Source organism: Streptomyces sp. NPDC006879 (genome assembly GCF_042869595.1).
Lineage (GTDB): Bacteria > Actinomycetota > Actinomycetes > Streptomycetales > Streptomycetaceae > Streptomyces.
This window is the reverse complement of record NZ_JBIAGC010000004.1, coordinates 220,526-241,605: the sequence shown is the minus strand read 5'-3', so window position 1 is coordinate 241,605 and position 21,080 is coordinate 220,526. Positions and strand designations below refer to the sequence as shown.

The window sequence follows — 21,080 nt, the reverse complement described above, 5'->3', positions numbered from 1 at the left end:
GGTACGGATGGCCGGGATGCGCCCCCGGGATGCGGGTGGCCCGGGCACTCGCACCTATCCCCTGCGCAGCAGCCGGCTGGCGCCCGCGGCCACGGTCGTCGCCAGGATCCAACCCAGCAGGACCAGGGCCGCGGCCAGCCACTGCCAGGCCCCCTCCAGCCGCCAGTAGCCGTCCTGACCCAGCCCGATCACCGGGAGCAGCAGGTCCAGGGCGAACAGCGGGGCGTTCCACTGGGGGTGCTCGTCCGTCTTGATCGCCGCCGGGTGCAGTCCGGAGAAGGCCAGTGCGCCGGCCGCCCACAGCACGGCCATCCACAGTGCGGCCCGGCCGGGCCGGTACCCGTAGGCGACCGCCCAGTCCTGGAGGTAGCCCCAGGCCCGTGCCGCGACCGGCAGGGTCTCGCGCCGACGGCGCTGCTTGGCCAGCAGCACCGCCCGCGCGTCCGCGTCCTCTCCGCTGCCGCGCAGGACCGCCGCGAGGCGCTCGTACGGTTCGGGGGAGTACTCGGGGGTTGCGGCGGCCAGCCACTCCAGGCGCCGGGCCAGTGGGAAATGGCCGCGGGGAGCCAGCGTTTCGTAGCCGAAGCCGTCCATCGAGAAGCCCCCGGTGCCGGGCCAGGCCGTGGAACGGTCCACCAAGGTGGTCACCTTCGCCCCCGAGAGCACCACCCGGCCGCGCTCCGGGCGTTCGCCGAGGAAGCGCAGTTCGGGGGTGGAGATCCGCCGCAGCGAGAGCTGTTGGTCGGCGGCGAGCACGAAACGGGCCTGGTAGAAGTCCACGGCGTCACCGAAGCGCCCGTCGTCGAGCCGCATTCCGCCGCGGCATTCGAACCTCTGTACGCGGCTGCCCCGGACGGGCGCGCCGCCCACCCCGTAGGGGGGTGTGACGCCCGCTTCGCCCCGCGGATCGACTGCCAGCCCCGTCATGTAGAGCGTGCGTTCGACCGTCAGCTGTGGGGCGTTGAGGGCGTAGCGGCCGTAGGGATTGCGCAGTCGACTGCCGCGCAGACTCATCGACACGCCGACCTTGGCCCCGCGCAGGGAAAGCTCCCCATAGGTTTCGATCATGTCGGCTTGGAAGTCCTGGCCCACCGACATCCCGTCCGCCGCGATCGAGCGTCCCTTGCGGTCCCGGTGCGCGACGACCTGGTTGAGCAGCAGGTCCGTCCCTATCCGCGCGTCCGTCAGGCGGATCCCGCGGGCCACCCGGCAGCGCGGCAGATGGAGATCGCCCTCGGTGTGCAGTCGGGCCGCTTCCAGCCGGGGCATCGAACAGCCGACCATGCGCAGGGTGGTGAAGCGGGCCTCCGGGAGCAGCACCTCGCCGTCGAAACGGCAGGAGTGCAGTTCCACATACGGCGCGATGACGCCGCCCGCCAGGTCGAGCCTGCCGGTGATACGTGCACCTCGGAGCTTGAGGGCGGCCACCCGGCCGGGCAGCGGCGGCGGTCCGCTGAGCAGGAGCAGCGCCACCGTGTCCGCCCGGACGCTGCGCTCCGCACCCCAGGCGTGATCGGCCAGTGGATCGTCCTGGTCCGCCGTACGGGCGCTCAGATCGCACACCGATCCGGTCCGAAACGCCCGCCACATCCGCAGCTCGGCGGTACTGAGGTCGTCCGGCGCCCCGTCGGCCTGGGTCCGTGCCCCGCCGCCCTGCGGCTCCGTCACGGCCGCCTCCTTTCCCCGTGCCGGCGCAAGCCCCGCGAGCGGGGTGCGCTCCGTCTGGTGAGTGCTCGTGCGTGTTTCCGCTCGGGATTCACTCGTTCGTTCCCCGCGGCGCGGAAACCTAGTGGTGACGGGTGACGGTCGGGGCGTGTATCAGCCAGTGATACAGGCGTCCGGTGTGGGGAGAGGGTCTGAGAGAATCGAACCGTGATCTCTCGTATCGACCTGCGCGGTGACGCCCTCCCCGAGGGCGGCGCCCTGCGCGACCTGCTGCCCCGTGCCGAGTTCGACGTGGAAGCCGCCCTGGAGAAGGTGCGGCCCATCTGCGAGGACGTCCATCATCGGGGTACGGCGGCGCTGATCGATTACGCGGAGAAGTTCGACGGTGTCAAGCTCTCGCAGGTCAGGGTGGATCCCTCGGCCATAAAGGCCGCTCTGGAGCAGCTCGACCCGGCGGTGCGTGCCGCCCTGGAGGAGTCGATCCGAAGGGCCCGGATCGTGCACGCTGAGCAGCGTCGTGCCGAGCACACCACCCAGGTGGTGCCCGGCGGCACCGTCACCGAGAAGTGGGTGCCGGTTGGGCGCGTGGGCCTGTACGCCCCCGGTGGCCGGTCCGTGTACCCCTCGTCCGTGGTGATGAACGTGGTCCCGGCCCAGGAGGCCGGGGTGCAGTCCATCGCCCTCGCCTCACCGCCGCAGGCCGAGTTCTCGGGCTTGCCACACCCCACGATTCTGGCCGCCTGCGCACTGCTCGGCGTGGACGAGGTGTACGCGGCAGGAGGCGCCCAGGCCGTCGCGATGTTCGCGTACGGGACGCAGGAGTGCGCCCCGGCGAACATGGTGACCGGCCCCGGAAACATCTGGGTCGCCGCCGCCAAGCGCTACTTCACCGGAAAGATCGGCATCGACACGGAGGCAGGGCCGACGGAGATCGCCGTCCTCGCCGACTCCACCGCGGACCCGGTGCACGTGGCTGCCGACCTGATCAGCCAGGCCGAGCACGACCCGCTCGCAGCGGCGGTCCTGGTCACCGACTCCGAGGAGCTTGCCGCAGCCGTCGAGAAGGAGCTGGAGGCGCAGGTCGCGGTCACCAAGCACATCGAGGACCGGATCCGTCCGGCGCTCGCCGGCAAACAGTCCGCGATCGTCCTCGTCGACGGCCTGGAGGACGGACTGCGAGTCGTCGACGCGTACGGGGCGGAGCACCTGGAGATCCAGGCCGCCGACGCGGCGGCCTGGGCCGACCGCGTCCGCAACGCGGGAGCGATCTTCGTCGGCCCCTGGGCCCCCGTCTCCCTGGGCGACTACTGTGCGGGCTCCAACCACGTCCTGCCCACCGGCGGCTGTGCCTGCCACTCCTCCGGCCTGTCCGTGCAGTCCTTCCTGCGCGGCATCCACATCGTGGACTACACCCGGGACGCACTCGCCGAGGTCACCCACCATGTGGTGACGCTGGCGGAGGCGGAGGACCTGCCCGCACACGGCGCGGCCCTCAAGGCGAGGTTCGGATGGAAGGTTCCCGGCAAGTGAGCAGCGCGTACCAGCACGACACGCCGGCCGCCGCCGGCGCGCCGATCGGCATCGACGACCTCCCCATCCGGCCCGAGCTGCGCGGCAAGTCCCCCTACGGCGCGCCCCAGATCGACGTGCCCGTGCAGTTGAACACCAACGAGAACCCGTACCCGCTGCCCGCCCCGCTCGTCGCCCGGATCGCCGAACGAGTCGCGGAGGCCGCACGTACCCTCAACCGCTACCCGGACCGGGACGCGCTCGAACTGCGCGCCGGATTGGCGGCCTACCTGAACCGCACCTGCCAGTACCCCGTGGGCAGGGAGAACGTCTGGGCGGCCAACGGCTCCAACGAGGTCCTGCAGCAACTGCTCCAGACCTTCGGCGGCCCCGGGCGCACCGCACTCGGCTTCGAACCCTCGTACTCGATGCACTCCCTCATCGCGCGCGGTACCGGTACGGGTTGGGTCCGCGGTCCTCGCGACGAGGGATTCCGCATCGATCGGGACACCGCTGTGGCGGCGATCGCCGAACACGCCCCGGACGTGGTCTTCGTCACCTCGCCGAACAACCCCACGGGTACCGCCACCCCGGCCGGGACGGTCCTCGCGATCTACGAAGCCGCCCAGGCCGCCAAGCCCTCACTGGTCGTCGTCGACGAGGCGTACGTCGAGTTCAGCCACCACGACTCGCTGCTGCCGCTGCTCGACGGACGCCCCAACCTGGTGATTTCCCGGACCATGTCCAAGGCGTTCGGCGCCGCCGGGCTGCGCCTGGGCTACTTCGCCGCGCACCGGGCGGTGGTCGACGCGGTGCAGCTGGTCCGGCTGCCTTACCACCTCTCGGCGGTCACCCAGGCGACCGCGTTGGCCGCGCTGGAGTACACCGACACGCTGCTCGCCTACGTCGAGCAGCTCAAGGCCGAGCGGGACCGGCTGGTCGCCGAGCTGAGGGCGATCGGCTACGAGGTCACCGAGTCCGACGCCAACTTCGTGCAGTTCGGGAAGTTCGCGGACGCCGACGCCGCGTGGCGCAAGATCCTCGATCAGGGTGTCCTGGTCCGGGACAACGGAGTACCGGGGTGGCTCCGGGTCACGGCAGGAACCCCTGCGGAGAACGACGCGTTCCTGGAAGCGGTTCGCGCACTGAAGAAGGAGCAGCAGGCATGAGCCGCATCGGACGGGTCGAACGCACCACGAAGGAGACCTCGGTCCTCGTCGAGATAGACCTCGACGGCACCGGCAAGGTCGACGTGTCCACCGGCGTGGGCTTCTTCGACCACATGCTCGACCAGCTCGGCCGCCACGGTCTGTTCGACCTCACCGTCAAGACCGACGGCGACCTGCACATCGACTCGCACCACACCATCGAGGACACCGCCCTGGCGCTCGGTGCCGCCTTCCGACAGGCCCTCGGCGACAAGGTGGGCATCTACCGCTTCGGCAACTGCACGGTCCCGCTGGACGAGTCCCTCGCGCAGGTGACCGTGGACCTGTCCGGCCGCCCGTACCTCGTGCACACCGAGCCCGAGAACATGGCACCGATGATCGGGTCCTACGACACCACGATGACCCGGCACATCCTGGAGTCCTTCGTCGCCCAGGCACAGATCGCACTGCACGTGCACGTGCCCTACGGGCGCAACGCCCACCACATCGTCGAGTGCCAGTTCAAGGCGCTGGCCCGGGCCCTGCGCTACGCCTCGGAGCGCGACGCGCGCGCCGAGGGCATCCTTCCGTCGACGAAGGGCGCGCTGTAACCGTGACCGGCCTTTCCACCCTCCTTATCGTCGTCGGCCTCTTCCTGGCCGGCGGCGTCTACTCCTTCCACAAGCAGCAGATGCCCAAGGGTGTCATCGTGCTGCTCGGCATCGGCTCGGTGATGTGCCTGGTCGCCGGTGTCATGCGCATCCAGGGAATTTGGGGCTAGCCGGTGAGCACTCAGAAGAAGGTCGTCGTCTTCGACTACGGCTTCGGCAACGTACGTTCCGCCGAACGGGCCCTGGCCCGGGTCGGCGCGGACGTGGAGATCACCCGCGACTACGAGCGGGCGATGGCCGCCGACGGGCTCCTCGTGCCCGGTGTGGGCGCCTTCTCCGCCTGCATGCAGGGGCTGAAGGCGGCCCGCGGCGACTGGATCGTCGGCCGCCGGCTCTCCGGCGGGCGGCCCGTCCTGGGCATCTGTGTCGGAATGCAGATCCTTTTCGCACGCGGCATCGAGCACGGCGTGGAGAGCGAGGGCCTCGACGAGTGGCCCGGCTCGGTGGAACCACTGAAGGCGCCGATCGTTCCGCACATGGGCTGGAACACGGTGGACGCGCCAAAGGACAGCCAGCTCTTCGCCGGGCTCGACGCCGAGGAGCGCTACTACTTCGTGCACTCCTACGCCGTGCACGACTGGAAGCTGGAAGTCGGCAACCCCAACATCCGCGCTCCCAAGGTCACCTGGGCCACCCACGGCGAGCCCTTCGTCGCGGCGGTGGAGAACGGCGCCCTGTGGGCGACGCAGTTCCACCCCGAGAAGTCCGGCGACGCCGGTGCCCAGCTCCTCACCAACTGGATCGAGACCCTCTGATGCCCGCCAACCAGGCCCCCCAGCTGGAACTCCTGCCCGCTGTCGACGTCCGGGACGGCCAGGCCGTCCGTCTGGTCCACGGAGAGTCCGGCACGGAGACCTCCTACGGCTCCCCGCTCCAGGCGGCCCTCGCCTGGCAGGGTGCCGGCGCCCGATGGCTGCACCTCGTGGACCTGGACGCAGCCTTCGGCACGGGTGACAACCGCGACCTGGTCGCGGAGATCACCGGTGCCATGGACATCGAGGTCGAGCTGTCCGGCGGGATCCGCGACGACGCCTCGCTCGCCAAGGCCCTCGCCACCGGCTGCACCCGGGTCAACCTGGGCACCGCCGCCCTGGAGAGCCCGCAGTGGGTGGCCAAGGTCATCGCCGAGCACGGCGAGAAGATCGCCGTGGGACTGGACGTGCGCGGCACCACCCTCAAGGGGCGCGGCTGGACCAGCGAGGGCGGCGACCTGTACGAGACGCTCGCCCGCCTCGACGTCGAGGGCTGCGCCCGCTACGTGGTCACCGACATCGCCAAGGACGGCACGCTGAGCGGCCCCAACCTGGAGTTGCTACGCAACGTGTGCGCGGCCACCGACCGCCCCGTCGTCGCCTCCGGCGGCGTCTCCTCGCTGGCGGACCTGCGCGCCATCGCCGAGCTGGTGCCGCTGGGCGTGGAGGGTTCGATCGTCGGCAAGGCGCTGTACGCCAAGGCCTTCACCCTCGAAGAAGCCCTGAGGGCGGTCTCCTCATGAGCGGATCCGGCCAGGTGCGCCGCATCGCCTCCGGTGGACCCTGGGAGGAGGCCATCGGCTACTCCCGCGCGGTGGAACTCCCCAACGGGCTGGTGCTCGTCTCCGGTTGTACCTCGGTCATCGACGGACGGATCGCGGCGGGTGGTCCGTACGAGCAGACCACCACCGCCTTCGGGGTGGCCTTCGAGGCGCTCCGGCAGGTGGGCCTCGGGCCGGAGCACGTCGTACGCACCCGCATGTACCTCACCCACGCCCGGGACGTCGAGGAAGTGGGCCGTGCCCACAAGGAGCTCTTCGACGCCGTCCGGCCCGCCGCATCCATGATCATCGTCTCCGGCTTCATCGACCCCAGCCTGGTCGTCGAGGTGGAGGTCGAAGCCTTCCGAGGAGAGTCCTCATGACCCTGGCCGTACGGGTGATCCCCTGCCTGGACGTGGACAACGGCCGCGTCGTCAAGGGCGTCAACTTCCAGAACCTGCGCGATGCCGGTGACCCGGTGGAGATGGCCAAGTTGTACGACGCCGAAGGCGCCGACGAACTGACCTTCCTGGACATCACCGCCTCCTCGGGGAACCGCGAGACCACCTACGACGTGGTGCGCCGCACCGCGGAGCAGGTCTTCATCCCGCTGACCGTGGGCGGCGGGGTGCGCACCGCCGAGGACGTGGACAAGCTCCTGCGGGCCGGCGCGGACAAGGTGGGCGTCAACACGGCCGCCATCGCTCGGCCCGAGCTGATCCGCGAGATCGCGGAGCGCTTCGGGCGTCAGGTGCTCGTGCTGTCCGTCGACGCCCGGCGCACCGAATCGGGCACCTTCGAGGTCACCACGCACGGCGGCCGGCAGGGAACCGGCATCGACGCCGTCGAGTGGGCGCACCGGGCCGCCGAGCTCGGTGCCGGCGAGATCCTGTTGAACTCCATGGACGCCGACGGCACCAAGGACGGCTACGACACGCAGATGATCACCGCGGTGCGCCAGCACGTCAGCGTCCCGGTCATCGCCTCCGGTGGCGCTGGCAAGCTGGCGGATTTCCCGCCGGCCGTCGCCGCCGGCGCCGACGCCGTGCTGGCCGCCTCCGTCTTCCACTTCGCAGACCTGCGGATCACCGAGGTCAAGGACACCCTCAAGCAGGCCGGCCACCCGGTCCGCTGAGCCGCTCACGCCGAGCCCCCGGTCTTCCCCGCCGGGGAGGCCGGGGAAGGTCCTCAGATGCCGAACTTGGTTCCGGTGATGCGGGCGATCGCCTCCTTCTCACCCTCCAGCTCCACCTGGGCGCAGTCCTGGCGGCCGAAGAGGAACATCGTCAGCTCGCCCGGCTCGCCGGTGACCGTCACCACGGGGGTTCCCTTGTGAGCCACCACCGTCTGTCCGTTCGGGCGGCGCAGGACCAGGCCGACCGGGGCGCGGCGCGCGGTGATGCGGGCCAGTCTCTCCAGCCGGGACCAGAGGGCGTCCGCGAAGACCGGGTCCACCTCGCGCGGGCTCCAGTCCGGCTGGGCCCGGCGCACGTCCTCGGCGTGGACGTAGAACTCCACCGCGTTGGCCGCCTCGTCGATCTGCTTGAGTGCGTACACGGACGCCTTCGGCGGACCGGTGCGGATCAGTTGGAGCAGTTCCTCGTACGGTTTGGCCGCGTACTCGGCCATCGCGGCGTCCAGCCGGTCCTTGAGGATCTTGAGTAGCAGCCCGCCCGCCGCGTCGGGCCGGCGTTCGCGTACCACCACGTGTGCGGCCAGTTCCCTGGTGCGCCAGCCCTCGCACAGCGTCGGGGCGTCGGGCCCCGCCGACTCCAACAAGTCGGCCAGCAGCAGTCGTTCACGCTTCGCATGGGTAGACATGACCGCCAGCCTACGGCCGTGACCCCCCGGTTGGGCGCCCACGTGCCGGACTCCGGTCCGGGCGCGCCGCTCCGCGCGGCACAATGACCCCATGAGCAGCCAGCAGCACCCCGCCCCCCGGCCCAGCGGCCTCGACCCGGCCATCGCCGCCCGCCTCAAGCGATCCGCGGACGGTCTGGTGCCCGCCATCGCCCAGCAGCACGACACCGGTGAGGTGCTCATGCTCGGCTGGATGGACGACGAGGCGCTGCACCGCACCCTGACCACGGGCCGCTGCACCTACTGGAGCCGCAGTCGCCGGGAGTACTGGGTCAAGGGCGACACCTCCGGCCACGTCCAACACGTGAAGTCCGTCGCACTCGACTGCGACGCGGACACGATCCTGGTCAAGGTCGACCAGGTCGGCGCGGCCTGTCACACCGGTGCGCGCACCTGCTTCGAAGCCGACCGGCTCGACGTCAACCAGTAGGTAGGGTCACCAGGCATGGATCTTGAGACGTTCCGCAAGTTGGCGGCGGACCGCCGCGTCATTCCGGTCACCCGCAGGCTGCTGGCCGACGGAGACACCCCCGTCGGCCTGTACCGCAAGCTCGCCGCCGAACGCCCCGGCACCTTCCTGCTGGAGTCGGCGGACGGAGGCACCTCGCACACCGGGGGCACCGGGGGAGGCGGCTCCTGGTCCCGTTACTCCTTCGTCGGGGTGCGCTCCGCGGCCACGCTGACGGTCCGTGACGGGCAGGCTCACTGGATCGGAAACGCCCCCGTCGGCGTCCCCGTCGACGGGGACCCGCTGGAGGCCCTGCGCGCCACGGTGCAGACCCTGCACACCCCGCGTGACCTCGCCGACCCCGCCGGGGGCGCGCTTCCGCCGTTCACCGGCGGCATGGTCGGATACCTCGGCTACGACATCGTCCGCCGTCTGGAGCGCATCGAGGAGCACGGGCAGGACGTCCTCCAGGTGCCGGAACTGACCATGTTGCTCACCTCCGACCTCGCGGTCCTCGACCACTGGGACGGTTCGGTCCTGCTGATCGCCAACGCGATCAACCACAACGACCTCGACACCGGTGTCGACGAGGCGTTCGCCGACGCCGTCGCCCGTCTGGACGCGATGGAGGCAGACCTCGCCCGGCCGGCGCCGTACGCGCCCGTCTCACTGCCCCCGTCGGAGCTGCCGGAGTTCTCGGCCCTGTGGGGCGGCACCGACTACCAGGCGGCCGTCGAGGACATCAAGGAGCGCATCCGGGCGGGCGAGGCCTTCCAGGTGGTGCCCTCGCAGCGGTTCGAAACCCCCTGCACGGCTTCCGCCCTGGACGTGTACCGGGTGCTGCGGGCCACCAACCCCTCGCCGTACATGTACCTGCTGCGCTTCGAGGGTTTCGACGTGGTGGGGTCCAGCCCGGAGGCGCTGGTCAAGGTCGAGGACGGCAGGGCCATGGTCCACCCGATCGCCGGCACCCGGCACCGCGGTGGTACCCCTCAGGAGGACCAGGCCCTGGCCGAGGAACTGCTGGCCGACCCCAAGGAGCGGGCCGAGCACCTCATGCTCGTCGACCTCGGGCGCAACGACCTGGGCAGGGTCTGCGAGCCCGGCTCCGTCGAGGTGGTCGACTTCATGTCGATCGAGCGGTACTCGCACGTCATGCACATCGTCTCGACCGTCACCGGGAAGGTCGCCGAAGGCCGCACCGCTTTCGATGTGTTGACCGCCTGCTTCCCCGCGGGAACCCTCTCCGGGGCGCCCAAGCCGCGCGCCATGCAGATCATCGAGGAACTGGAGCCCTCGCACCGGGGCCTGTACGGCGGCTGCGTCGGCTACCTCGACTTCGCCGGGGACTCCGACACCGCGATCGCCATCCGCACCGCCCTGCTGCGCGACGGCACCGCCTATGTACAGGCGGGGGCGGGTGTCGTCGCCGACTCCAATCCGGTCTCCGAGGACCAGGAGTGCCGCAACAAGGCGGCAGCGGTGCTGCGGGCGGTGGGCACCGCGAACCGGATGCACGGGGGACCCCGAAGCTGAGCCGGCCGGGAACCGCCTGACGCGCAGCGCGGGCGGTAGGGGATAGTGGGGTACGTGAGTGCCGTATCCCAACCCTTCCCCGAGCCCCCGGGCGCTTCCGCCGGCAGTCGGCGCAGCGTCGCGTCGGCCCTGCTCCTCGGCGCGCTCGGCGCCACGGTCGTCCTCCTCGCCTCCGGTCGTACCTGGGCCAGCGGCAGCACGGAGATCGGCGGCGGCACGCTCGACCTGAGCGCTGACGGCCGGGCCGTCACCGGGGTGCCGGCGGCGTTGGCGATCGTGGCCCTGGCCGCCCTCGTCGCGGTCTTCGCGGTCCGCGGGTCCGGCCGTGCCCTGGTCTCCGGACTCCTCGCGGTGAGCGGCCTGGGCGCCGGGCTGGCCGCGGTCCTCGGCGCCTCCGACCGCCGTGCCCTGCAGGCGGAGGCTGCTCGAACCACCGCGGACACCGCCGCGGGTGTCGCCGACCTGAGCCACACAGCCTGGCCCTACGTCACGGCCGCCGGCGGGCTGCTCATCCTGCTCGCCGGCTTGTTGGCGCTGCGCTACGGGCGTCACTGGCCCGCGATGTCGGGCCGCTACGAGCGCGACGGCACGGCCCGGCCGCGCCGCGCCCGCAGCGCTCCGGCGGACCCCGATCGCCCCGAGGAGCTGTGGAAGGCCCTGGACCGGGGTGAGGACCCCACCCGCGCCGATCCGGCCTGAGGCATCCTGGCGCACCCATCCGGCCCCGGGAGCCTCACCTGAGCCACCCCCCGGCGATCGGGCCCCGCGGCTTGCGGAACAATATGGAACGAGCTTTGACACAGCGGTGCGCCGACGCGGACGCAGCGCACACAGCAACAGCAACGAGGAGCAACTCATGGCGGACAGCCACGGCAACACCCCGGCCGCCTGGACCGGTGTCATCATCGCCTTCATCGGTTTCTGCGTGTCCGGAGCCTTCATGGTGCTCGACAACCCGCTCGGCTTCTGGGCCGGGCTGATCGTCGCAGCCCTCGGTGGCGTGGTCGGCCTGGCGATGCGCGCTGCCGGCATGGGCATGAAGCCGAAGGTCGCGAAGGCCTGAGCCCTGCCTGCCCGCGGGCAGGGAAGGCGCGGCCCGACGGCCGCGCCTTCGACGGCATCCCGACCCAGTCGAGGGGAGAATCGCCGGATGGACGCCTCCCCGCACAGCCCAGCCACCAGGTCCGTCCGCCGCCTCCTCGCGCCCTTGAGCACCCTTGGTGGGGTCGTGGCTGCCTTCAGCTACGTCGCCCTGGTCGACCCGAACCAGCCCGGGCACTACCCCGTGTGCCCGTTGCTCCAGGTGACGGGGCTGCTGTGCCCCGGCTGCGGGGGCCTGCGAAGTGCCCACGCCTTCGCCACCGGTGACCTGCTCGCCGCGTTTGGGGCGAACGCGTTCGCCGTCGCCGGGTACTTCCTGTTCGCCACCTTCGTGGCCCTGTGGCTGATGAGGGCGGTGCAGGGCCGCCCGGCGCCCCGGCTGGCCCTGAAACCCGCCCACTGGTGGGCTCTGGGAGGCCTGGCGTTCGCCTTCAGCGTGCTGCGGAACCTGCCCGTCGGGGCTTTCCTGGCCCCTTGATCAGGTCGCTGACCTGCCCGGGAGGGAACCCCGCCGTTGTCCAGTGTCTGGGACGGCGCCCCTCCTGATGCGGAGCCCAGGGCCCGCTGCGGATACCATTTGAGTGCTGGCCTCGTGGCAGCTCGTGGCAGACCGGGTGTGACGGCCGAGTGATCGGTGGGCGTCCCGCCGGGGGTGACGGGCATCCACGGGGGGCAGTTTGACCACCGTCACCGTCCCGGAAGGGGGCCGCTCGCGTGAGTGTGCTCGACGAGATCATCGAAGGTGTCCGTGCCGACCTCGCAGAGCGACAGGCCGCGGTCAGCCTCGACGAGCTCAAGGAGCGTGCTGCCAAGGCGCCCCAGGCGAAGGACGGCGTCGCCGCGCTGCGCGGCGACGGCGTCAAGGTCATCTGCGAGGTGAAGCGTTCCAGCCCGTCCAAGGGCGCGCTCGCTGCCATCGCAGACCCCGCCGGGCTCGCCGCCGACTACGAGGCAGGCGGCGCCTCCGTGATCTCCGTGCTGACTGAACAGCGCCGCTTCGGTGGTTCGCTGGCGGACCTGGAAGCGGTTCGGGCCAAGGTCGACGTCCCTATCCTGCGCAAGGACTTCATCGTCACCGCCTACCAGCTCTGGGAAGCCCGTGCCTACGGTGCTGACCTGGTGCTGCTGATCGTCGCCGCCCTGGAGCAGGAGGCCCTGGTCTCCCTGATCGAGCGGGCCGAGTCCATCGGGCTCACTCCGCTGGTGGAGGTCCACGACGAGGACGAGGTCCAGCGGGCCGTGGACGCCGGAGCCAAGATCATCGGGGTCAACGCCCGCAACCTCAAGGACCTCAAGGTGGATCGTTCCACCTTCGAGCGGGTCGCCCCCGAGATCCCGGCCGGCATCGTCAAGATCGCCGAGTCGGGCGTCCGAGGCCCCCACGATCTCATCGCCTACGCCAACGAGGGTGCCGACGCCGTCCTGGTGGGCGAGTCCCTGGTGACCGGGCGCGACCCGAAGGGTGCCGTCGCCGACCTGGTGGCGGCCGGCGCCCACCCCGCGCTGCGCCACGGCAGGGGCTGAGCCGCCCCCGTGCCCACCCTCCGCCCAGCCACCCGCACCCGGCCGAGCCTGCGCTCCGCCGGCTCGGTCACGCACGCGCCGCTGGCGCGTGGCTGCCGTCCGCGTGGTTGTCGGGCGCCGGCCCGTCGGGTGCACGGTCGGCGGGTGCGGTACGTGATCGGGTCGGAGCCCGGGCAGGTCAACGGCATGCGATGGCGTCCCGGAGGCGCGCTGTAGTGAGGGTTTCCGGTGCGGTGCGCACCGGACCCTCTCCGTCGGCGCATACGGTGCATCCCACCCGTAGCTTCCGAGGAGTACTGGCATGTCCAGCGAATTCTTCATTCCGGACCCGGAGGGTCAGGTTCCCAGCGCCGAGGGCTATTTCGGCGCGTTCGGCGGCAAGTTCATCCCCGAGGCGCTCGTCGCCGCCGTGGACGAGGTGGCCGTCGAGTACGCGAAGGCCAAGGAGGACCCGGCCTTCGCCGCCGAGCTCAACGAGCTGATGGTCAACTACACGGGTCGCCCCAGCGCCCTCACCGAGGTGCCGCGGTTCGCCGAGCACGCCGGCCGAGCGCGGATCTTCCTCAAGCGCGAGGACCTCAACCACACCGGCTCACACAAGATCAACAATGTGCTGGGTCAGGCGCTGCTCACCAAGCGCATGGGCAAGACCCGGGTCATCGCGGAGACCGGCGCCGGGCAGCACGGCGTCGCCACCGCCACCGCCTGCGCCCTCTTCGGCCTCGACTGCACCATCTACATGGGCGAGGTGGACACCCAGCGGCAGGCGCTGAACGTCGCCCGGATGCGGATGCTCGGCGCCGAGGTCGTGGCCGTCAAGTCCGGCTCGCGCACCCTGAAGGACGCCATCAACGAGGCGTTCCGCGACTGGGTCGCCAACGTCGAGGACACCCACTACCTGTTCGGCACCGTCGCCGGCCCCCACCCGTTCCCGGCGATGGTCCGCGACTTCCACCGGGTCATCGGCGTCGAGGCGCGCCGTCAGATCGTGGAGCGGGCCGGCCGGCTCCCGGACGCGGCCGTGGCCTGCGTCGGCGGCGGCTCCAACGCCATCGGCCTCTTCCACGCCTTCATCCCGGACGCCTCGGTGCGCCTGGTCGGATGCGAGCCCGCCGGACACGGCATCGAGACCGGCGAGCACGCGGCCACCCTGAGCGCCGGTGAGCCCGGCATCCTGCACGGATCGCGTTCCTATGTCCTGCAGGACGAGGAGGGCCAGATCACCGAGCCGTACTCGATCTCGGCGGGCCTGGACTACCCGGGCATCGGACCCGAGCACGCGTACCTGAAGGACTCCGGTCGCGGTGAGTACCGCGCGGTCACCGACGACTCCGCCATGCAGGCATTGCGCCTGTTGTCGCGCACCGAGGGCATCATCCCGGCGATCGAGTCGGCGCACGCCCTGGCCGGGGCCCTGGAGCTGGGCAGGGAGCTGGGCCCCGAGGGGTTGCTGGTCGTGAACCTCTCCGGTCGTGGTGACAAGGACATGGACACCGCGGCCCGCTACTTCGGTCTGTACGAAGCCGACGCTGAGGTCGCCGGTGACACTGAGGACGAGTTCACCGAGGAGGACGCCAAGTGAGCGGCAACATCGCACTGCTGGACAAGACGCTCGCCGCGGCCAAGGCCGAGGACCGGGCCGCCCTGGTGGCCTACCTGCCTGCCGGCTTCCCGACCGTGGAGGGCGGGATCGCCGCGGTGAAGGCGGCCTTCGAGGGCGGGGCGGACATCGTCGAGGTCGGTCTCCCGCACAGTGATCCGGTCCTGGACGGCCCGGTCATCCAGACCGCGGACGACATCGCCCTGCGTGGTGGCGTGAAGATCGCCGACGTGATGCGCACGGTGCGCGAGGCCCACCGGGCCACCGGCAAGCCGGTCCTCGTGATGACCTACTGGAATCCCATCGACCGCTACGGTGTGGAACGTTTCACCGCCGAGCTGGCGGAGGCCGGCGGCGCCGGCTGCATCTTGCCCGACCTGCCGGTCCAGGAGTCCGAGCTGTGGCGGGAACACGGGGCCAAGCACGGGCTGGCGACCGTGTTCGTGGTCGCTCCCTCCAGCAAGGACGAGCGCCTGGCCACCATCACCGCCGCCGGGTCGGGTTTCGTCTACGCGGCCTCGCTGATGGGGGTCACCGGTACCCGGGCGTCGGTCGGGCAACAGGCCGCCGACCTGGTGGCGCGCACCCGCAAGACGACCGAGCTGCCGGTCTGTGTGGGGCTCGGGGTCTCGAACGCCGAGCAGGCGCGCGAGGTCGCCGGGTTCGCCGACGGCGTGATCGTCGGTTCTGCGTTCGTCAAGCGGCTGCTCGACGCGCCGACTCTCGACGAGGGGCTGGCCGAGGTGCGGAGGCTCGCCGCCGACCTGGCACGGGGCGTCCGCAGGAGCTGATCGGGGCGCGTCGCGGACCCCCGCGGTTGCGTAGCCCGTTCGGGTGGAAGTAGGACCGGGGAGGCACTGGCGTGCCTCCCCGGTTCGTTTGTGGGACGTGACCGAGAACCCTGATGCAAAACGTTCCGCCCGAGAGCGCCTCGTCAAGGCGCGCGAGCGGGAGAAGGCGCGCGAGCGGCGCCGTCGCGGCCTGATCGTGGCCTCTGCCGTCGTCGGCGTGCTCGGCCTCGCCGCCGTGGTGGGTCTGATCGCGGCGAACGCGGGGAAGGACGACAACGCCGCGGCGGGGCCTGTCGTGGCGCCTTCGGGGGCGTCGGGCGAAGACGCCCTCGCCATCCGGGTCGGTGAGCCCGGGGCCAAGTCCACGCTGGTGGTGTGGGAGGACTTCCGCTGCCCGGCCTGCAAGGCCTTCGAGGACACCTACCGCAGCACTGTCCAGGAGCTTGCGGACAAGGGGCTGCTGAAGACCGAGTACCACCTGGTCACGCTGATCGACGGGAACATGGGCGGCAGCGGTTCGCTGAAGTCGGCCAATGCCGCGGCCTGCGCGCAGGACGCGGGCAAGTTCGCCGCCTACCACGACGTGCTCTTCGCCAACCAGCCTCCGGAGCCCGACGACGCCTTCGGCAAGAACGACAAACTGATCGAGCTGGCGGGCGAGGTTCCCGGCCTCGACACCCCCGCCTTCCGCAAGTGCGTGGAGGAGGGCACGCACAACAGCTGGGTGGGCAAGTCCTTCGAGGCATTCCAGGCGGGCGAGTTCCGCGGCACCCCGACCGTGCTGCTCAACGGCAAGGACATCTTCTCCGATCAGCAGAACCCTCTGACTCCGGCGAAGCTCAAGGAACAGGTGGAGCAGGCGGCCGGGGGCTGATCCGCATCGGTGCGGGGGGCGCCGGCGGGAGATGTGAGAAAAGAGGAGGGCCGGGCGGGTTGCGGCGTGGGCCACCGGGCAAGGTAGCGTCGGACCTGCCATGGACCTTGCTTATATCCCCAGCCCGTCGACCGGCGTGATCCATCTCGGACCGATCCCGTTGCGCGGCTACGCGTTCTGCATCATCATCGGCGTCTTCGTGGCCGTCTGGCTCGGCAACCGCCGGTGGGTCGCCCGAGGCGGAAAGCCCGGCACGGTCGCTGACATCGCCGTATGGGCCGTGCCCTTCGGCCTCGTCGGCGGTCGCCTCTACCACGTCATCACCGACTACCAGCTGTATTTCGGTGAGGGTGAGAACTGGGTGGACGCCTTCAAGATCTGGGAAGGTGGCCTCGGCATCTGGGGTGCCATCGCCCTCGGCGCCGTCGGTGCCTGGATCGGCTGCCGTCGCCGAGGTATCCCCCTGCCGGCCTGGGCCGACGCCCTCGCCCCGGGCATCGCGCTGGCGCAGGCCATCGGGCGATGGGGGAACTGGTTCAACCAGGAACTGTACGGGCGGCCCACTGACCTCCCGTGGGGGCTGGAGATCAGTGAGGGGGTCAACCGCGTCGCCGGCACCTACCACCCGACCTTCCTCTACGAGTCGCTGTGGTGCGTGGGTGTCGCCCTGCTGGTCATCTGGGCCGACCGCCGCTTCACCCTGGGCCACGGCCGGGCCTTCGCCCTTTACGTGGCCGCGTACTGCGTCGGCCGCAGCTGGATCGAGTACATGCGGGTGGACGAGGCGCACCACGTGTTGGGTCTGCGGCTCAACGTGTGGACGGCCATCGGGGTGTTCCTGCTCGCAGTGACGTACCTGGTGTTGTCCTCGAAGTTCCGCCCCGGCCGGGAGGCCGTCGTCGAGCCGGACCGCAGCGGCGGTTCTGAGCCGGATGCGGCGAAGGCCTCGGGCGTGTCGTCGGGGACCTCCACGAAGGCCGGGCCGGCCCAGGCCACCGGGGAGCACAAGGCCGGTGTCACGACCACGGCTGGCGGGACCAGCACGGCCGAGAAGCAGACGCGGGCCGAATCGGAGGACGTGCACGAGGGCGGCGCCGACACGCCGTCGGGGTCCACCGGGACGCAGAACACCTGACCCGCCGCAACCGTGGGACCGGTGCCCGGTATACCGGGCACCGGTCGTCTTCCACGCCGGTGCCGGCTCCGCCGGCTGCCGGAGCCCCGGCGGTCCTACTGGCCGCCGACGGTCGGCCTGCCCAAGAAGGAATCCGTCTCCTGTCTGGTCGGCATCGAGGCGGTGGCACCGGGCCGCTGCACCGACAGCGCCGCCGCGGCCGAAGCCCACACCAGTGCGCTGGTCATCTCCTGTCCCTCACCCAGGGCCACGGCGAGCGCCCCGACGAAGGTGTCGCCGGCGGCCGTGGTGTCCACCGCGCGCACCTGGGGCGCGGGGACGGTGATCGGTGCCGCGCCGCGGGTCGCGTACAGGCAACCGGCGGAGCCCAAAGTGATCACCACTTCGGGTACCTCTTCCAGGAGGGCGGCTGCGGCCTGCCGCGGGTCGGTGAGCCCGGTCAGGGAAAGCGCTTCGTGCTCGTTGGGTACCAGCAGGTCGGTGGCGGACAGGAGCTCGGTGGGGAGCGGCTGAGCGGGGGCCGGGGTGAGGATGGTCCGGACCGCGTGGGCGCGGGCCGTCCGGGCGCCGGCCAGGACGCCTGCCAGCGGCAGCTCCAACTGCAGCAGCAGGGTGGTGGAGGCCGCGATCCGGGCCTCGTCCCCCGGCTCCAATCCGGTGACCGTCGCATTGGCGCCGGGGATGACGACGATGGAGTTTGCGCCCTCGTCGTCCACGGTGATGTGTGCCGTACCGCTCGGGCCCTCGGCGGTGCGCAGGCCCGCTGTGTCCACCCCGGCCCGGGCGAGTGTGGCGCGCAGGCGGACGCCGAACTCGTCGGCTCCCACCGCACCGATCAAGGTGGCGGCGCCACCGGAGCGTGCGGCGGCGATCGCCTGATTGGCGCCCTTGCCGCCCGGTACCGTGCGGAACTCCCGCCCGGTGACCGTCTCGCCGTGGCGGGGGGCCTTGGACACGTAAGCGACCAAATCCATGTTGGTACTGCCGAGCACGGCGATCCGCGGGCGGGCCGCCGGCCGGGGGTGGCGTTCCGGGGCGGTGGAGTGGCTGGGGCTCATGGGCGGGTTGCCTCCTGTGCGGTGAGGGTGGCCAGGGCGTCGAAGCCGATGCCGTCGAGGCCTGCGACGGGGGTGGCGAGTCGGTTCTTCAGCGGCGCGGTCCACTCGTCGGGCAGTGCACCCGGGGAGCGCGCGAGGAGACCGGTGATGGATCCGACCAGCGCGCCGTTACCCCGGGTGTCCCAACCACCTGCGACCGTACGGCAGATGGAGCCCGCGAACTCGCCTCCGGCGTGGCTGAGTGCGGCGGCCACGAGGGCGGTGTTGGGGACGACGTGGGCGCGGTGGTGGTGTCCGAAGCGGGCGTGCAGACGGTCGACGACCCGGTCCCAGGAGTGGGGGCTGGTGGTGGCGGCGTCGATGCCGAAGCGGATCGCTTCGGCAAGGCGGCTGCGCGGTGGGACGTGGGCCAGCCCGGTGCGCAGGCAGTCGTGCACATCGGCTGGCTGCGCCGTGGGTACGGCCGCTTGGGCCAGCACCGCGGCGCCGAACATCGCCCCGTAGACGCCGTTGGCCGTGTGGGTGAGGCGCGCGTCCCGGTAGGCCGAGGAGGCTGCCGCCGCGGGGGCGCCGGGGTGGGTCCAACCGTGGACGTCGCAGCGGTTGCGGGCTCCGGACCATTCACGGAACGGGTTGCGGTGCGCCGCGGTGTCCGGTGGTTCCAGTCCGAGCAGCAGGTTGCGGTAGGCGCTGCGTTCGGCGCTGCGGGTGTGGCCGGCAGGCAGGTGCGTCAGCCAGACGCGGGCCAGGTCCGCGGTGCGGAAGTCCTTGCCGTAGCGCTTGAGTAGCAGCAGGCCGAGCAGGGGGCGGTCCAGGTGCTCGTCCTGCGGTACTCCGTCGATGTCCTCGGCCAGGCTGCTGCCGTGCCGGCTCCAGGGGTACGCGTCGAGCAGCTCCGTGGGCACGCCCGCGGAGCTGAACCAGCTCCGCAGCGGCCAGTTGTGTGAGGCCTGCGCAAGGTTGCGGATGGCGCTCAGGGACAGCCCGTGGACCGGTCGGCCCAGAAGACAGCCGGCGGCCCGGCCGAGCCAGGCTGCGTTCAGGCGCATGCCGAGATCGGTTGGTGGGCCCGGGGTGCGGTGGGTCGACCCGGGCGCGGCGCGCGCCGGGCAGAGCGTCTCGATGGCCGCCAGCTCGCCGGGCTCGTCGGGGGCCAGGGGCGAGGGGAGGAGGGCGAGTTCGTCCAGCAGCTGGGTGGCCAGCCGACGCAGCCGCGCGGCAGTGGGCCCGTCGGAGGCGCCCGAGGTGCCGGGTGCACCGCCCCCGGCGGCCAGCCATACCCGGCGAAAGGGGCCGGGGTCCCGGCCGTCTTCCCGGGCTTGGCGAAGCTCGTGCCCGATGAGTTCCTCCGGCTGGACCCAGGACAGTGCGAGCGGATCTTCGGCTCTGGGGCGGTCCGCGGTACGGGGACGGGGGGAGCCGGTGGTCACCACGGGCCGCCGACCGTCCGTCCGGTGGTGTGCGCAGGCCTGCGCGGAGGGCCAGACGGGCTGGTGGGGGTGGGGTCGTGCGGTCCACCTCTCGCCCGTTCCAGGAGGATCTGCGGATTGCATGCAATCTGCCTCATGGTGCACCTCTCCGTGCGGGGGGCGAGCCTCGTCGGGCCCCATGGTGGATTTCTGCCATGTCGAGGCGATTGGCGCCGAGTACGAAACACCCCCGTCACCCGGTCGACGGGTCGTAGCAACCCGCAGGCGTGTCTTGCCTGACAGACCTTCGGTACGGAGAAACCGCAGGTAAGTACGGCCTTCCTTGCTGGCGGAGGCTCGAAATCGTGCGTAGTTTCGATGTTGTTGAGGGGGAGCCGGGGCCGCGCGGGAGAGTGCGGACCCCCCTTGAGCGAGTAAGGGGATTCATCACCCATGTCCATCATTGACATCGAAGCGTCACTCCACGAGGCGCACCGCGACAACCACACGCACCGTGACGTCAACGGCGGCTGGTTGCGCCCCGCGGTCTTCGGTGCGATGGACGGCCTGGTCTCGAACCTCGCTCTGATGACGGGCGTGGCCGGAGGGGCGGTCTCCCAGCAGACCATCGTCATCACCGGACTGGCCGGACTGGCTGCCGGTGCCTTCTCGATGGCGGCCGGCGAGTACACCTCCGTCGCTTCTCAGCGTGAACTGGTCCTGGCCGAACTGGATCTGGAGCGCCAGCAGTTGCGCAAGCACCCGGTGGACGAGATGGAGGAGCTGGCGGCCCTGTACGTGGCTCGTGGCGTTGAGCCCGCCCTTGCGCGCGAGGTGGCCATGCAGCTCTCCCGGGATCCGGAGCAGGCGCTGGAGATACACGCCCGCGAGGAGCTCGGCATCGACCCGGACGAGCTGCCCTCGCCGTTGGTGGCGGCCGTCTCCTCGTTCGGCTCCTTCGCCCTGGGTGCGCTCCTTCCGGTGTTGCCGTACCTGCTGGGTGCCGGCGCGCTGTGGCCGGCCGTGGTGCTCGCCCTCGTCGGGCTCTTCGCCTGCGGCGCCGTGGTCTCCCGAGTGACCGCTCGGACCTGGTGGTACAGCGGATTGCGGCAGTTGGCCCTCGGCGGCGCCGCCGCGGGTGTGACGTACGTCCTGGGCACGCTCTTCGGTGCTGCTCTAGGCTGACCAGCTATGCATGGTGCAGCATAAGTAATGCGTTTCCCGGCGGTTTCGGAGCC

At 71.2% G+C, this 21,080-nt stretch carries 24 protein-coding genes; 20 read left to right on the top strand and 4 right to left on the bottom strand.

The features are described from left to right. Nucleotides 1–54 precede the first annotated feature (54 nt). Nucleotides 55–1,668 carry an oxidoreductase gene (locus ACFYMC_RS05555; protein ID WP_388519231.1) on the bottom strand — a complete coding sequence of 538 codons (1,614 nt, stop codon included), beginning with the start codon at nt 1,666–1,668 and terminating at the stop codon, nt 55–57. A 204-nt stretch (nt 1,669–1,872) separates the two neighbouring features. Between ACFYMC_RS05555 and hisD the strand changes: the two genes are divergently transcribed. The 8 genes from hisD to hisF are packed head-to-tail and all read left to right on the top strand — an operon-like array spanning nt 1,873 to nt 7,641. Next, the gene (gene hisD / locus ACFYMC_RS05550) at nt 1,873–3,195 is read left to right on the top strand and encodes a histidinol dehydrogenase (protein ID WP_388519228.1); all 1,323 of its coding nucleotides are present in this window, start codon (nt 1,873–1,875) and stop codon (nt 3,193–3,195) included. Further along, nucleotides 3,192–4,343 carry a histidinol-phosphate transaminase gene (locus ACFYMC_RS05545; RefSeq protein WP_388519225.1) on the top strand — a complete coding sequence of 384 codons (1,152 nt, stop codon included), beginning with the start codon at nt 3,192–3,194 and terminating at the stop codon, nt 4,341–4,343. Before hisD ends, ACFYMC_RS05545 begins: the two co-directional genes overlap by 4 nt. Then, nucleotides 4,340–4,933 (top strand): imidazoleglycerol-phosphate dehydratase HisB, encoded by a 594-nt coding sequence (hisB, locus tag ACFYMC_RS05540; RefSeq protein WP_388519223.1) that lies wholly within the window; start codon nt 4,340–4,342, stop codon nt 4,931–4,933. Before ACFYMC_RS05545 ends, hisB begins: the two co-directional genes overlap by 4 nt. 2 nt (nt 4,934–4,935) lie before the next feature. Further along, entirely contained in the window at nt 4,936–5,103 is a 168-nt protein-coding gene (locus ACFYMC_RS05535) for a hypothetical protein (RefSeq protein ID WP_388519220.1), read from the top strand. 3 nt (nt 5,104–5,106) lie between these two features. Further along, nucleotides 5,107–5,748, top strand: a complete 642-nt coding sequence (hisH, locus tag ACFYMC_RS05530) for an imidazole glycerol phosphate synthase subunit HisH (RefSeq protein ID WP_388519217.1) — start codon at nt 5,107–5,109, stop codon at nt 5,746–5,748. Then, a complete protein-coding gene (gene priA, locus ACFYMC_RS05525) occupies nt 5,748–6,488 on the top strand; it encodes a bifunctional 1-(5-phosphoribosyl)-5-((5-phosphoribosylamino)methylideneamino)imidazole-4-carboxamide isomerase/phosphoribosylanthranilate isomerase PriA (protein ID WP_388519214.1) in 741 nt (246 codons plus the stop codon). Before hisH ends, priA begins: the two co-directional genes overlap by 1 nt. After that, nucleotides 6,485–6,889: a RidA family protein gene (locus tag ACFYMC_RS05520; RefSeq protein ID WP_388519210.1), complete on the top strand. Its 405-nt coding sequence runs from the start codon at nt 6,485–6,487 to the stop codon at nt 6,887–6,889. The genes priA and ACFYMC_RS05520 overlap by 4 nt, the downstream gene beginning before the upstream one ends. Further along, nucleotides 6,886–7,641: an imidazole glycerol phosphate synthase subunit HisF gene (hisF, locus tag ACFYMC_RS05515; RefSeq protein ID WP_388519207.1), complete on the top strand. Its 756-nt coding sequence runs from the start codon at nt 6,886–6,888 to the stop codon at nt 7,639–7,641. Before ACFYMC_RS05520 ends, hisF begins: the two co-directional genes overlap by 4 nt. Before the next feature lie 53 nt (nt 7,642–7,694). Here the strand turns inward: hisF and ACFYMC_RS05510 are convergent, their stop codons facing one another. After that, a complete protein-coding gene (locus ACFYMC_RS05510) occupies nt 7,695–8,327 on the bottom strand; it encodes a TIGR03085 family metal-binding protein (protein WP_388519205.1) in 633 nt (210 codons plus the stop codon). A 91-nt stretch (nt 8,328–8,418) separates the two neighbouring features. On the opposite strand from ACFYMC_RS05510, the gene hisI reads away from it, so the two are divergent. The 11 genes from hisI (at nt 8,419) to lgt (ending at nt 17,375) form a co-directional block, all read left to right on the top strand. Then, nucleotides 8,419–8,796 (top strand): phosphoribosyl-AMP cyclohydrolase, encoded by a 378-nt coding sequence (hisI, locus tag ACFYMC_RS05505; protein WP_388519202.1) that lies wholly within the window; start codon nt 8,419–8,421, stop codon nt 8,794–8,796. Between the two features lie 15 nt (nt 8,797–8,811). Continuing rightward, nucleotides 8,812–10,350 (top strand): anthranilate synthase component I, encoded by a 1,539-nt coding sequence (locus ACFYMC_RS05500; RefSeq protein WP_388519200.1) that lies wholly within the window; start codon nt 8,812–8,814, stop codon nt 10,348–10,350. Nucleotides 10,351–10,395: 45 nt separating this feature from the next. Continuing rightward, a complete protein-coding gene (locus tag ACFYMC_RS05495; RefSeq protein WP_388519198.1) occupies nt 10,396–11,049 on the top strand; it encodes a TIGR02234 family membrane protein in 654 nt (217 codons plus the stop codon). Nucleotides 11,050–11,206: 157 nt separating this feature from the next. After that, the gene (locus tag ACFYMC_RS05490; RefSeq protein WP_388519195.1) at nt 11,207–11,413 is read left to right on the top strand and encodes an HGxxPAAW family protein; all 207 of its coding nucleotides are present in this window, start codon (nt 11,207–11,209) and stop codon (nt 11,411–11,413) included. Nucleotides 11,414–11,500: 87 nt separating this feature from the next. Continuing rightward, entirely contained in the window at nt 11,501–11,929 is a 429-nt protein-coding gene (locus ACFYMC_RS05485; RefSeq protein ID WP_388519192.1) for a DUF2752 domain-containing protein, read from the top strand. Between the two features lie 236 nt (nt 11,930–12,165). After that, nucleotides 12,166–12,975, top strand: coding sequence for an indole-3-glycerol phosphate synthase TrpC (gene trpC, locus ACFYMC_RS05480; protein ID WP_388519189.1), 810 nt, complete (start codon nt 12,166–12,168; stop codon nt 12,973–12,975). A gap of 48 nt (nt 12,976–13,023) precedes the next feature. After that, nucleotides 13,024–13,191 (top strand): tryptophan biosynthesis modulator TrpM, encoded by a 168-nt coding sequence (trpM, locus tag ACFYMC_RS05475; RefSeq protein WP_388519275.1) that lies wholly within the window; start codon nt 13,024–13,026, stop codon nt 13,189–13,191. Nucleotides 13,192–13,276: 85 nt separating this feature from the next. Beyond that, nucleotides 13,277–14,557: a tryptophan synthase subunit beta gene (gene trpB / locus ACFYMC_RS05470; protein ID WP_388519187.1), complete on the top strand. Its 1,281-nt coding sequence runs from the start codon at nt 13,277–13,279 to the stop codon at nt 14,555–14,557. Beyond that, entirely contained in the window at nt 14,554–15,366 is an 813-nt protein-coding gene (gene trpA, locus ACFYMC_RS05465) for a tryptophan synthase subunit alpha (protein ID WP_388519184.1), read from the top strand. Before trpB ends, trpA begins: the two co-directional genes overlap by 4 nt. A 97-nt stretch (nt 15,367–15,463) precedes the next feature. Next, nucleotides 15,464–16,240, top strand: a complete 777-nt coding sequence (locus ACFYMC_RS05460; RefSeq protein ID WP_388519181.1) for a thioredoxin domain-containing protein — start codon at nt 15,464–15,466, stop codon at nt 16,238–16,240. Between the two features lie 100 nt (nt 16,241–16,340). Beyond that, nucleotides 16,341–17,375, top strand: coding sequence for a prolipoprotein diacylglyceryl transferase (lgt, locus tag ACFYMC_RS05455; protein WP_388519178.1), 1,035 nt, complete (start codon nt 16,341–16,343; stop codon nt 17,373–17,375). 95 nt (nt 17,376–17,470) lie between these two features. On the opposite strand, the gene rbsK is transcribed toward lgt, so the two are convergent. Then, entirely contained in the window at nt 17,471–18,433 is a 963-nt protein-coding gene (gene rbsK / locus ACFYMC_RS05450; protein WP_388519175.1) for a ribokinase, read from the bottom strand. Continuing rightward, on the bottom strand, nt 18,430–19,866 hold the full coding sequence (locus ACFYMC_RS05445; RefSeq protein WP_388519172.1) for an ADP-ribosylglycohydrolase family protein: 1,437 nt from the start codon (nt 19,864–19,866) through the stop codon (nt 18,430–18,432). Before ACFYMC_RS05445 ends, rbsK begins: the two co-directional genes overlap by 4 nt. Before the next feature lie 429 nt (nt 19,867–20,295). Here ACFYMC_RS05445 and ACFYMC_RS05440 point away from each other — a divergent pair, with 429 nt between their 5' ends. Beyond that, a complete protein-coding gene (locus tag ACFYMC_RS05440; RefSeq protein ID WP_388519169.1) occupies nt 20,296–21,027 on the top strand; it encodes a VIT1/CCC1 transporter family protein in 732 nt (243 codons plus the stop codon). Nucleotides 21,028–21,080 lie beyond the last annotated feature (53 nt).

What these genes read in the sequence shown, in the direction of transcription:
- hisB (WP_388519223.1), top strand. Translation starts at nt 4,340, where the DNA reads ATGAGCCGCATCGGACGGGTCGAACGCACCACGAAGGAGACCTCGGTC.
- priA (WP_388519214.1), top strand. Translation starts at nt 5,748, where the DNA reads ATGCCCGCCAACCAGGCCCCCCAGCTGGAACTCCTGCCCGCTGTCGAC.
- ACFYMC_RS05520 (WP_388519210.1), top strand. Translation starts at nt 6,485, where the DNA reads ATGAGCGGATCCGGCCAGGTGCGCCGCATCGCCTCCGGTGGACCCTGG.
- hisF (WP_388519207.1), top strand. Translation starts at nt 6,886, where the DNA reads ATGACCCTGGCCGTACGGGTGATCCCCTGCCTGGACGTGGACAACGGC.
- ACFYMC_RS05510 (WP_388519205.1), bottom strand. Translation starts at nt 8,327, where the DNA reads ATGTCTACCCATGCGAAGCGTGAACGACTGCTGCTGGCCGACTTGTTG.
- hisI (WP_388519202.1), top strand. Translation starts at nt 8,419, where the DNA reads ATGAGCAGCCAGCAGCACCCCGCCCCCCGGCCCAGCGGCCTCGACCCG.
- ACFYMC_RS05500 (WP_388519200.1), top strand. Translation starts at nt 8,812, where the DNA reads ATGGATCTTGAGACGTTCCGCAAGTTGGCGGCGGACCGCCGCGTCATT.
- ACFYMC_RS05490 (WP_388519195.1), top strand. Translation starts at nt 11,207, where the DNA reads ATGGCGGACAGCCACGGCAACACCCCGGCCGCCTGGACCGGTGTCATC.
- ACFYMC_RS05485 (WP_388519192.1), top strand. Translation starts at nt 11,501, where the DNA reads ATGGACGCCTCCCCGCACAGCCCAGCCACCAGGTCCGTCCGCCGCCTC.
- trpB (WP_388519187.1), top strand. Translation starts at nt 13,277, where the DNA reads ATGTCCAGCGAATTCTTCATTCCGGACCCGGAGGGTCAGGTTCCCAGC.
- lgt (WP_388519178.1), top strand. Translation starts at nt 16,341, where the DNA reads ATGGACCTTGCTTATATCCCCAGCCCGTCGACCGGCGTGATCCATCTC.
- rbsK (WP_388519175.1), bottom strand. Translation starts at nt 18,433, where the DNA reads ATGAGCCCCAGCCACTCCACCGCCCCGGAACGCCACCCCCGGCCGGCG.
- ACFYMC_RS05440 (WP_388519169.1), top strand. Translation starts at nt 20,296, where the DNA reads ATGTCCATCATTGACATCGAAGCGTCACTCCACGAGGCGCACCGCGAC.